Here is an 11527-nt window from a genome sequence, read left to right on the forward strand (position 1 = left end):
GCGCCCCCGCCGTCGGCGCCAGGACGCCCACCTGCGCGGCCGCACGGCGCGCCGTGGTGGCCGCCGTGTGCTCCTGGAGGCTCGCCACCTCGAACGGGCCCGCCAGGACCGCCTCGATGCCCTGCACCGCGGCCGCGAGCTGGTCCACCGTGGTCGCGATCGGCTTGTCGGCCGCCGTCGTCGCCGCGCGGATCTCGTAGCCGTCGGCGCGGGCGCCCTGGCCCGACGGCGAGTTCACCACGAGGTCGATCTGCCCCTCGGTGATGAGCCCGACGACGGTGAGCTCGCCGTCCGGCCCGCGGCCCTCGGTGTGCTTGCGCACCTCGGTGGCCTCGATGCCGTTGCGGCGCAGCACGTTCGCGGTGCCGGCCGTGGCGAGCACCTTGAAGCCGAGCTCCACGAGGCGCTTGACCGGGAAGACGACGTGCCGCTTGTCGCTGTCGGCCACGGAGACGAACACCGTGCCCGACGTCGGCAGCCCGCCGAACGCCGCCGCCTGCGACTTGGCGAACGCGTGCGGGAAGTCCTTGTCGAAGCCCATGACCTCGCCCGTGGAGCGCATCTCCGGGCCGAGCACGGAGTCGACGACCAGGCCCTCGCGGGTGCGGAACCGCTTGAACGGCAGCACGGCCTCCTTGACGGCCAGCGGCGCGCCCAGGTCGAGCGTGGCGCCGTCGTGCTCCGGGAGCACGCCCGCCGCGCGCAGGTCGGCGATGGACTCGCCCACCATCACGCGGGCCGCGGCCTTGGCCAGCGGCGTGCCCGTCGCCTTGGAGACGAACGGCACGGTGCGCGACGCGCGGGGGTTGGCCTCCAGGACGTACAGGACGTCGCTGACGAGCGCGTACTGGACGTTGAGCAGGCCGCGCACGCCCACGCCTTTGGCGATCGCCTCGGTGGAGCGCCGGATGCGCGCGATCTCGGCCTCGCTGAGCGAGACCGGGGGCAGCACGCACGCCGAGTCGCCGGAGTGGATGCCGGCCTCCTCGATGTGCTCCATGACGCCGCCGAGGAACAGCTCCTCGCCGTCGTACAGGGCGTCGACGTCGATCTCCATCGCGTCGTCCAGGAAGCGGTCGATCAGGAGCGGCGCGGCCAGGGTGCCGGGCGCCCCGTTCAGCGCGGCGGCGGCCGCGCTCTCGGTCAGCGCGCGCTCGACGTAGCCGGTGAGCTGGTCCTCGCTGTAGACGATCTCCATGCCGCGGCCGCCGAGCACGTAGGACGGGCGCACGAGCACGGGGTAGCCGATGCCCTCGGCGACGTCGCGGGCCTGGGCCAGCGAGCGGGCCGTGCCGAACGCGGGGGCCGGCAGGCCGGCGTCGAGCAGCACCTGGCCGAAGATGCCGCGGTCCTCCGCGGCGTCGATCGCCTCGGGGCTGGTGCCGAGGATCGGCAGGCCGGCCTCGGCGAGGCGCCGCGCGAGGCTCAGCGGCGTCTGGCCGCCGAGCTGGACGATGATGCCCTTGACCGGACCGGCGGCGAGCTCGGCCTGGTAGACCTCCAGGACGTCCTCGAAGGTCAGCGGCTCGAAGTACAGGCGGTCGGACGTGTCGTAGTCCGTCGAGACCGTCTCCGGGTTGCAGTTGACCATGACGGTCTCGTACTTGTCCGCGAGCGCCAGGGTGGCGTGCACGCACGAGTAGTCGAACTCGATGCCCTGGCCGATGCGGTTGGGCCCGGAGCCGAGGATGATCACGGCCTCCCGCTCGCGGGGCGCGACCTCGGTCTCGGCGTCGTAGCTCGAGTAGTGGTACGGGGTCTTGGCCGCGAACTCGGCCGCGCAGGTGTCCACGGTCTTGTAGACCGGGCGGACGCCCAGGGCGTGCCGGATCTCGCGCACCGTGGACTCGCCGGAGGCGCCCATGCCGCGCAGGCGCGCGACCTGGGCGTCGGACAGGCCGTGCCGCTTGGCGTGGCGCAGCAGGTCCTCGGTGACCGTGGGCGACGCGGCGACCTCGGCGGCCACCTCGTTGACGAGCTGGATCTGGTCGAGGAACCAGGGGTCGATCTTGGTCGCGTCGAAGACCTGCTCGAGCGTGGTTCCGCCGGGCTCCCCGACCGAGCGCAGGGCCTGCTGGACCTGGACGAGGCGCTGCTCGGTGGGCCGCTCGATCTCCTTGAGCAGCGTGGCGAGCTCGTCGCCCGTCGGGGCGTCGCCGTCCCAGTGGAACTGCACGCCGCCCTTGTCGATGGAGCGCAGCGCCTTGCCGAGCGCCTCCGTGAAGTTGCGGCCGAGCGCCATGGCCTCGCCCACCGACTTCATGGTGGTGGTCAGGGTGTCGTCGGCGGCGGGGAACTTCTCGAACGCGAACCGCGGGACCTTGACCACGACGTAGTCGAGCGTGGGCTCGAAGCTCGCGGGGGTCACCTTGGTGATGTCGTTCGGGATCTCGTCGAGCGTGTAGCCGACGGCGAGCTTGGCGGCGATCTTCGCGATCGGGAAGCCGGTCGCCTTGGAGGCCAGCGCCGAGGAGCGGGAGACGCGCGGGTTCATCTCGATGACGATGATGCGCCCGTCGGCCGGGTCGATGGCGAACTGGATGTTGCAGCCACCGGTGTCGACGCCGACCTCGCGGATCACGGCGATGCCGATGTCGCGCAGCTTCTGGTACTCGCGGTCGGTGAGCGTCAGCGCGGGCGCCACCGTCACCGAGTCCCCGGTGTGCACGCCCACGGGGTCCACGTTCTCGATGGAGCAGACGACCACGACGTTGTCGTCCTTGTCGCGCATGAGCTCCAGCTCGTACTCCTTCCACCCCAGGATGGACTCCTCCAGGAGCACCTCCGTGGTGGGCGAGTAGTGCAGGCCCTGCCCGACGATGCGGTGCAGGTCCGCCTCGTCGTAGGCCAGGCCGGAGCCGAGGCCGCCCATGGTGAACGACGGGCGCACGACCATCGGGTAGCCGAGGATCTCGGCGGCCTTGAGGGCCTCGTCGATCGTGTGCACGATCTCCGAGCGGGCCGACTCGCCGCCGCACTTGGCCACGACGTCCTTGAACTGCTGGCGGTCCTCGCCCTTCTGGATGGCGGGGATGTTGGCGCCGATCAGCTCGACGCCGTACTTCTCCAGCACGCCGGCCTCGTCCAGGGCGATGGCGGCGTTCAGCGCCGTCTGCCCGCCCAGGGTGGGCAGCAGGGCGTCGGGGCGCTCCTTGGCGATGATCGTGGTCAGCACCTCGGTGGTGATGGGCTCCACGTAGGTCGCGTCGGCGAACTCGGGGTCCGTCATGATCGTGGCCGGGTTGGAGTTGACCAGGATGACCCGCAGGCCCTCCTCCTTCAGGACCCGGCAGGCCTGGGTGCCGGAGTAGTCGAACTCGCAGGCCTGGCCGATGACGATCGGGCCGGACCCGATGACCAGGACCGAGGAGAGGTCGTTACGGCGAGGCATCAGTGGTTCTCCTCGGTGTTGTTCTGTGCTGCTGCGGAGGGCTGGGTCTTGAGGGCAGGCGGCCACGCCGCCGGGTTCGTCAGCAGGCCGACGAACCGGTCGAACAGGTACGCGGCGTCGTGCGGGCCGGCGGCCGCCTCGGGGTGGTACTGCACCGAGAACGCGGGCAGGTCGAGGCAGGTCAGCCCCTCCACGACCTGGTCGTTGAGGCCCACGTGGGAGACGACGACGCGGCCGTAGCGGCCGCCGTCGGTCCTGCTGTCGTCGTACGGAGCCTGCGAGACGGCGGGGGCGCCGGCGTCGTCCACCACGGGCGCGTCGACCGCGAAGCCGTGGTTGTGCGCGGTGACCTCGACCTTGCCGGTCGTGCGGTCGAGCACGGGCTGGTTGATGCCCCGGTGGCCGTAGCCGAGCTTGTACGTGCCGTAGCCGAGCGCCCGGCCCAGCAGCTGGTTGCCGAAGCAGATGCCGAAGAACGGGATCCGGCGGTCCAGGACCGCACGCAGCAGCTCGATCTCGTGGCCGGCGGCGCCGGGGTCGCCGGGGCCGTTGGAGAAGAACACGCCGCGGGGCGCGTCGTCGGGCAGGTCCGCGAAGGCGCCCAGGACGTCGTCGATCGTCGAGGACTGGGGCACGACGACGACGCGCACGCCGCGCTCGGCCAGTCGCGCCGGCGTCATGGACTTGATGCCCAGGTCGACGGCGACGACCGTCGCGACGGGGGTGCGCCCGGCGTGCTCGCCGGCCGGCTCCACCGTGTAGGCCTCCTTCGTGGAGACCTCGGGGGCGAGGTTCGCGCCCGCCATCTGCGGCGAGGCCTGCACCTCGGCCACGAGCTCCTCGACGGGGCGCGGGTAGCCGCCGCGCACCAGGTCGTCGCCGGAGAAGATCCCGGCGCGCATGACGCCCTCCTCGCGCAGGCGGCGGGTCAGGGCGCGGGTGTCGATGTCGGAGATGCCGACGACGCCCTGCGCGGCGAGCTCCTCACCGAGCGAGCGCTGCGCGCGCCAGTTCGAGACCCGGCGCGCGGGGTCGCGCACCACGTAGCCGGAGACCCAGATGCGGCCCGACTCGGGGTCCTCGTCGTTCACGCCGGTGTTGCCGACGTGCGGCGCCGTCATGACCACGATCTGCCGGTGGTAGGACGGGTCGGTCAGCGTCTCCTGGTAGCCGGTCATGCCGGTGGAGAAGACGATCTCGCCGAACGTCGTGCCGGTGGCGCCGTAGGCGCGCCCGCGGTAGGTGGTGCCGTCCTCGAGGACCAGCGCTGCGGTAGTTACGGACGACTGTGCTGCCGTCACTGCGGACGTCACTGGGGACGTCTCTGCGGACGTCGTCGGGATGGTCACCGGGCCTCCTGCTGGTGCGGGTACTGCTGGTGCGGGTACTGCTGTTCGGGGTGCTGCTGGTGCTGCTGGCTGTGCGGGCTCTGGCGGTCGGCGAGCAGGTGGCGGACGGCGTCCACCAGGCCGCCGCGGTCCTCCGGGCGGCGCGGGCGCAGCCCGGTGTCGACCAGGGCCGCCGGGACGCCGTCGGCCTCCGGGACGGCCCAGGTGAGGACCACGAGCCCGTCCGCGCCGACGTACTTGCCCGCCATGCCCGGGGCGAGGCCCGCGCTGCGGATCGCGCTCACCGGGAGCCACAGGTCGTCGGTGCCGTCGCGCTCGACGAGAACGCCGGCCTGCCCTGCACCGCCGCCGTGCACGGTGACGACCGCGTGCGAGCGGTCGCCCAGCCCGTGCGCGCCCACCCGGGCGAGCCAGTCGCCGTGCAGGGTGGTCGAGACGTAGATCGCCTCGACGGGGCCGAAGCGCACGGCACCGGGAGAATCCGCGGGCGGCGAAGGCGGCACCGGAACGACCGTGGTGGTGCGCTGCGCGAGCCGGCGACGGCCGATGAGCGTCACGTACAGCACGAGGAAGACCGCCAGGGCAGCCAGCACGGCGACGGACAGGGCGGTCATCGGGTGGCTCCTTCCAGGGACCCGGCTTCCACCGGCGCGCCGTCCAGGACCGTCGCGCGGCCACGGAGGAACGTGGCGACCACGCGGCCGGGGAGCTCCATGCCCTGGAACGGGGTGTTGTCGCTCGCGGTGACCTGGCTGGCGCCGTCGACCGCGCGGGTCGCGGCCGGGTCCACCAGGACCAGGTTGGCGGGCTCGCCGACGGCGATCGGCCGGCCCTGCGTGGCGCCGATCCGGCCGATGCGCGCGGGGTTCTCCGAGAGAACGCGGGCGACGTCGGCCCAGGTCAGGCGGCCGGTGTCGACCATGGTCTGCTGCACCACGGACAGCGCCGTCTCCAGGCCGGTCATGCCGAACGCGGCCGAGGACCACTCGCAGTCCTTGTCCTCGACCGGGTGCGGGGCGTGGTCGGTGGCGACGATGTCGATGGTGCCGTCGGCCAGGCCCTCGCGGACCGCCTCGACGTCCTTGGCGGTGCGCAGCGGCGGGTTCACCTTGAACACCGGGTCGTAGTCGCGGGCCAGCTCGTCCGTGAGCACCAGGTGGTGCGGCGTCACCTCGGCGGTGACGTCGATGCCGCGGCCCTTGGCCCAGCGGATGATCTCCACCGAGCCGGCGGTGGACAGGTGGCACACGTGCAGGCGCGAGCCCACGTGCTCGGCCAGCAGCACGTCGCGGGCGATGATCGACTCCTCGGCCACGGCGGGCCAGCCCGTCAGGCCGATCTGCGCGGAGACGACGCCCTCGTTCATCTGCGCGCCCTCGGTCAGGCGCGGCTCCTGCGCGTGCTGCGCGACGACGCCGTCGAACGCCTTGACGTACTCCAGCGCTCGGCGCATCAGGACCGGGTCGTGCACGCACTTGCCGTCGTCGGAGAAGACGCGCACGCGGGCGGCGGAGTCGGCCATGGCGCCCAGCTCGGCGAGCGTCCGTCCGTCCAGGCCCACGGTGACCGCGCCCACGGGGTGCACGTCGACCCAGCCGGCCTGCTCGCCCAGCCGGTGCACCTGCTCGACGACGCCCGCGGTGTCCTGCGTCGGCGTCGTGTTGGCCATCGCGTGCACGGCCGTGAAGCCGCCCGCCGCGGCGGCGCGGGTGCCGGAGAACACCGTCTCGGCGTCCTCCCGGCCCGGCTCGCGCAGGTGGGTGTGCAGGTCGACGAGGCCGGGCAGGAGCACGTGCTCCGCCGCCGGGATCTCCTGCGCGCCGTCGGGCACCTCGACCGTGCCGGGCGCCCCGAGGGCGGCGACCACGCCGTCCGCCAGCACGACGTCGACCGGGTCCGTGCCGTAGGGACGGGCCCCTCGCAGGACATAGGTCTGCGGTCTCGCGGTGCTCACAGGACGTTCCTCTCGTCGGTGCTGGAAACTGCTGTGCTGGAATTTTCGTCGGTGCCGGACAGCAGCAGGTACAGGGCGGCCATCCGGACGGCGACGCCGTTGGCCACCTGCTCCACGATCACGGAGCGGGGGTGGTCGGCGGCGGCCGCCGAGATCTCCAGGCCGCGGTTCATCGGCCCGGGGTGCATCACGATCGCGTGGTCCGGCAGGACCGCGAGACGGCGGGCGTCGAACCCGAACTTGCGGCTGTACTCCATCGGGCTCGGGAAGAACGACCCCGAACCGCCCGACATCCGCTCACGCTGCACCCGAAGCATCATGACTGCATCCGGCTGCCACTGCTCGAGCGTCTCGTCCAGGTGGTACGACACCCGGCACGGCCAGGTCTCCACGCCGACCGGAACGAGCGTGGGCGGTGCGACCAGGGTCACCTCGGCGCCCAGGGTGTGCAGCAGGTAGACGTTGGACCGCGCGACCCGGGAGTGCAGGACGTCGCCGACGATCGCGATGCGCAGGCCCGCCAGGTCCGCGCCGACCGAGGTGTCGGACCCGCGGCCGTCCTCACCCACGTGCCCCACCAGGTGCCGGCGGATCGTGAACGCGTCCAGGAGCGCCTGAGTGGGGTGCTGGTGCATGCCGTCGCCGGCGTTGAGCACGCCCGCGTCGAGCCAGCCGGCGTGCGCGAGCTGGTGCGCCGCGCCGGAGGCCGAGTGCCGCACGACCACGGCGTCGGCCCCCATGGCGTGCAGGGTCAGCGCGGTGTCCTTGAGGGACTCGCCCTTGGACACGCTCGACCCCTTGGCCGAGAAGTTGATGACGTCGGCCGACAGCCGCTTGGCCGCCGTCTCGAAGGAGATCCGGGTGCGCGTGGAGTCCTCGTAGAACAGGTTCACCACGGTGCGGCCGCGCAGCGTCGGCAGCTTCTTGTTCTCGCGCGACTGGGTCGCGGCCATCTGCGCGGAGGTGTCCAGGAGCAGGATCGCGTCGTCCTTGGACATGTCCTGGGTGGTCAGGAGGTGCTTCATCGGGCGCCCCTCTCGGTGCTTGAAGGGGCAGTGCTCGCGGGGCTGGTGCTGGCGGGGCTGGCAGCCGGGGTCGCCTCGCTGATGACCACGGCGTCGGCTCCGCCGTCGACGTCGGCCAGCCGGACCCGGACGCGCTCGCTGCGCGAGGTCGGCAGGTTCTTGCCCACGTAGTCCGCGCGGATCGGGAGCTCGCGGTGCCCGCGGTCCACGAGGGCGGCGAGCTGCACCACGCGGGGGCGGCCGAGGTCGTTCAGGGCGTCGAGCGCGGCGCGGATGGTGCGGCCGGAGAAGAGGACGTCGTCCACGAGGACGACCACCTTGTCGTCGATCGTGCCGTCGAGGCTGCCCGGCAGCACCGTCTGCCCGACGGCGCGCGTGGGCTGACGACGCAGGTCGTCGCGGTACATGGTCACGTCGAGCGTGCCGTGCTCGCCGCTGAAGGTGGGCTCGATCTGCGCGAGGCGCTCGGCCAGCCGGCGGGCGAGCTGCACGCCGCGCGTCGGGATGCCGAGCAGCAGCAGGTCGGCGGCGCCCTTGTTGCGCTCCACGATCTCGTGGGCGATCCGGGTCAGCGCCCGGGCGATGTCGGCCTCGCCGAGCACCGTCCTCTCGGCGGCGGCGCCGGAAGCGTTGCTCGGGGTCTCGCTGGATTCGGGCATGCGGGTGCCAGGATTCATCTGGCGACCTCCTTCTCCGCCTCACTGGACGGGATTAAAGGGAGTCTGACAGCCACCACCATAACGCGCCGTCCCTGTGCCGGACGCCGACGCCGGCGCCCGCCGGGAGGGGCGTTGCTCACATCCCGGGCGCCGACGCGCGACGCGTCAGCCGCGCTCCAGGCGCTCCGCGATACCGGCGATGCGACCCAGCCGCGCCTCCCACGCGTCCCCGATGCGCTTGAGCCGACGCCCCAGCGCCGTCAGCTCCGCGCCGAGCGCGCGATACCGGCGCTCGCGACCGACCACCCAGGACTCGACCAGCCCGGCGGCCTCCAGCACCGCGAGGTGCTTGGCGATCGCCTGCCGCGTCACGGGGAGCCGGGCGGCGAGGGCGGAGGCGGTCAGGCCGGACGCGGGGTCGACGGCGTCTTCACCGGCTTGCTCATGCGCTTGCTCGTCGGCCTGCTCGCGAGCGTGCTCACCGGCGTACTCACCGCCGGACAGCGCCTGGAGGACGGCCCAGCGGGTCTCGTCGCCGAGCGCCGCGAACGCGACGACGGGCGACGGTACCGACCCTGCCACCCCTGCCGCCCCTCCCGACACCGCCGCCGACGCCGCCGCCCCCGACGTCACCACGACCGCGACTCGACGTACTCGACGAGCTCGTCCAGCTCGACGTCCCAGCCCTCGCGGTTGCCGTCGAGTGCGGCGCGTACCGCGTCGTCGGTGTCGCCGGTGAAGCCCGTCTCGTGGACGGTGAGGTTGGTGCCGGCGCCGTCGGGCTCCAGGGTGAAGGTGGCCTCGGTCATGCGCTCGGGCTCGTCCGCGGACTGGCCCCAGCGGTAGGCGAGCACGCGGCCGGTCTCCGCCCGGGTGACCTCGAAGGCGAACCAGCCGTAGCCCTCGAAGTGCAGCCGGCCGCGGGTGCCGGTGGCGAACGGGCCACCGTCGTCGGTCTCGCAGCCGTCGCCGAACCAGCCGGCGACGTGCTCGGGCTCGGAGATCGCGCGCCAGACCGCGTCGGGTCCGGCGGCGACCCGGACGGTGCGGGTGACCGTGCGTGCGGCGAGGTCGATGCTGGAGCGGGGCTGGGTGGTGGTCATGGTGTCCTCCGGGTGCGACTCGATCGACGATGGCGCAACCGTTTGGTTGCGCTTCTACGATGCACCCTGGATCGACAATGCGCAACCCATTGGTTGCAATACGTGGTGAGATGGCGCCGCTCCCCCGGCCTCGCGGCATCCCCCGCCCGCCTGACCCCGCCTAGTCCCGCAGCACCGCCGCCGCCAATCCTGCCGCGACCGCGACCAGCACGAGCACCATCCCGACCGTCCCGGGCCAGCCCGCCAGCGCGAACCCGATGCCGCCGAGCCAGCCGAACAGGCTGGATCCCGCGTAGTAGGCCAGGTTGTACACGGCGGCGGCCTGGGTCCGGGCCTGGGGTGCGGCGACCGGCGTCCACCCGCTGGCCACGGCGTGCGCGCCGAAGAACCCGGCGGTCAGCACGACCAGCCCGGCCAGCACCAGCGGCAGCCAGCCCGACAGCGTGGCCACCACACCGAGCGCCATCACCCCGGTCGACACGATCAGCACCCGGCGCCGGCCGTGCCGCAGCACAAGCCGGCCCGTCCGCGCCGACGACCAGGTCCCGGCCAGATAGGCGAGGAACACGAGGCTCACCACGCCGGGCGAGAGGTCGAAGGGCGGGGCGGCGAGGCGAAATCCCAGGTAGTTGTAGACAGCGACGAAGCCGCCCATGAGCAGCAGCCCCTGCGCGTCGAGCACGAGCAGACGCGGGTGCAGCAGCGCGCGGAACCGCCCGAGCCGCCCGAACCGACCGCGCTTCCCGAACCGACCGCGCCGCCCGCGCGGAGCACCGCGCTCCGGGAAGGCGGGGTCGGGAGCAGGGCTGTCGGGAGCGGCGCCGTCGGAAAGAGCGCCGCCGCCGGGCCGTCCCAGCGCGGCTCGCGGCCCCCGGTCCCGGGGGGCGAGCCAGATGAAGGCGCCCGTGGCGACCAGGCACGCCAGCGCGACGGCGCCCACGCCCACGCGCCAGCCGAACAGCTCGGCCACGCCGCCGGACACGATCCGCCCCAGCAGCCCGCCGACCGACGTGCCTGCCACGTACGTCCCGGCGGCGCGCGGTACCGAGGCCGCGGCGCCCGACTCGATCAGCATCTCCGTCAGGTAGGCCATCGCGACGGCGGGCACGCCCGCGACGAACAACCCCTGCACGGCCCGCCCGGCCACGAGCAGCTCGAACGACGGCGCGAACGGGACCACGAGCCCGATCGCGGTGGCACCGAGCATCGCGACGGTCATCGCCCGCACCCGCCCGACGCGGTCGGCCACCCACGCCCAGGGCAGCACGCCCACGGCCAGGCCGAGGGTGGCGGCGGAGACGAGGAGCGACGTCGCGGACGCCGACGTCGCGAGCTCGCGGGCGGCGTCCGGCAGGACGGACTGCGGGGCGTAGAGCTGGGCGAACGCCGCGGTCCCGGCGCCGAACAGGGCGACGAGCAGACGTCGCTCGTCGAACCGTCCAGCGCCGGGACCGGTGCTCACAGTGCTTGCGGGGCTGCGTATCGGCCTGCGTGCCGGCTTGTACCCCGGCTTGCGTGCCGGTTGACGACCCAGGTCACGCCAGCAGGGTCGGCTTCAGGTCCTTGACCCGGCCGAGGAGGCCGTTCACGAAGGCCGGGGAGTCGTCGGTGGACAGGTCGCCGGCGAGGTCGACCGCCTCGTCCAGCGCGACGGCGTCGGGCACGTCGTCGTTGAAGAGGACCTCCCACGAGCCGATCCGCAGCAGCGCACGGTCGACGGCGGGCATCCGGTCGAGGGTCCAGCCCTGCGAGTAGGTCTCCAGCACCTCGTCGATGCGGTCGCGGTGCGCGACCACGCCCTCCACGATGTCGACGGCGTACTGCGGCACGGCCGCCTCGGTGTGCGGCACGGCCACACGGTCGGCGAGGAGCGTCAGCGGGTCGATGCCGCGCTGCTCCGCCTCGAAGAGGATGTCGGCGGCGCGCTTGCGCGCCTTGGTGCGTGCGCCCATGGTCTCTCTCTGTCGCGGAAGCTCAGTTGCGATTGCCGGCTACGAGCTCGGCTGGGAAGTCGGCTCGGGTCGGCCGTTCGGCTCGGCGACGAGC

10 protein-coding genes are annotated in these 11527 nt (G+C 73.1%); all 10 read right to left on the bottom strand.

All coding sequences use genetic code 11. The annotated features are described in order from the left end of the window. Positions 1 to 3391, bottom strand: a 3391-nt coding sequence (gene carB / locus ACFWEJ_RS21540) for a carbamoyl-phosphate synthase large subunit (RefSeq protein ID WP_377231233.1), incomplete at its 3' end; no start/stop codon positions are given. After that, a complete protein-coding gene (gene carA, locus ACFWEJ_RS21545; protein ID WP_377231241.1) occupies positions 3391 to 4692 on the bottom strand; it encodes a glutamine-hydrolyzing carbamoyl-phosphate synthase small subunit in 1302 nt (433 codons plus the stop codon). The genes carB and carA, both read right to left, overlap by 1 nt. A gap of 44 nt (positions 4693 to 4736) precedes the next feature. After that, on the bottom strand, positions 4737 to 5354 hold the full coding sequence (locus ACFWEJ_RS21550; RefSeq protein WP_377231234.1) for a hypothetical protein: 618 nt from the start codon (positions 5352 to 5354) through the stop codon (positions 4737 to 4739). Then, positions 5351 to 6694, bottom strand: coding sequence for a dihydroorotase (locus tag ACFWEJ_RS21555; protein ID WP_377231235.1), 1344 nt, complete (start codon positions 6692 to 6694; stop codon positions 5351 to 5353). The genes ACFWEJ_RS21550 and ACFWEJ_RS21555 overlap by 4 nt, the downstream gene beginning before the upstream one ends. After that, on the bottom strand, positions 6691 to 7719 hold the full coding sequence (locus ACFWEJ_RS21560) for an aspartate carbamoyltransferase catalytic subunit (RefSeq protein WP_377231236.1): 1029 nt from the start codon (positions 7717 to 7719) through the stop codon (positions 6691 to 6693). Before ACFWEJ_RS21560 ends, ACFWEJ_RS21555 begins: the two co-directional genes overlap by 4 nt. After that, positions 7716 to 8396, bottom strand: coding sequence for a bifunctional pyr operon transcriptional regulator/uracil phosphoribosyltransferase PyrR (gene pyrR, locus ACFWEJ_RS21565; RefSeq protein ID WP_377231237.1), 681 nt, complete (start codon positions 8394 to 8396; stop codon positions 7716 to 7718). Before pyrR ends, ACFWEJ_RS21560 begins: the two co-directional genes overlap by 4 nt. Positions 8397 to 8543: 147 nt before the next feature. Next, positions 8544 to 8960, bottom strand: a complete 417-nt coding sequence (locus ACFWEJ_RS21570) for an ArsR/SmtB family transcription factor (protein WP_377231238.1) — start codon at positions 8958 to 8960, stop codon at positions 8544 to 8546. Positions 8961 to 9007: 47 nt separating this feature from the next. Then, a complete protein-coding gene (locus tag ACFWEJ_RS21575; RefSeq protein WP_377231239.1) occupies positions 9008 to 9481 on the bottom strand; it encodes an SRPBCC domain-containing protein in 474 nt (157 codons plus the stop codon). Between the two features lie 160 nt (positions 9482 to 9641). Continuing rightward, positions 9642 to 10943 (bottom strand): MFS transporter, encoded by a 1302-nt coding sequence (locus ACFWEJ_RS21580; protein ID WP_377231240.1) that lies wholly within the window; start codon positions 10941 to 10943, stop codon positions 9642 to 9644. A gap of 73 nt (positions 10944 to 11016) precedes the next feature. Continuing rightward, on the bottom strand, positions 11017 to 11433 hold the full coding sequence (nusB, locus tag ACFWEJ_RS21585; protein ID WP_285104672.1) for a transcription antitermination factor NusB: 417 nt from the start codon (positions 11431 to 11433) through the stop codon (positions 11017 to 11019). Positions 11434 to 11527: the final 94 nt, after the last annotated feature.

Source organism: Promicromonospora sp. NPDC060204, from assembly GCF_042728455.1.
GTDB lineage: Bacteria > Actinomycetota > Actinomycetes > Actinomycetales > Cellulomonadaceae > Promicromonospora.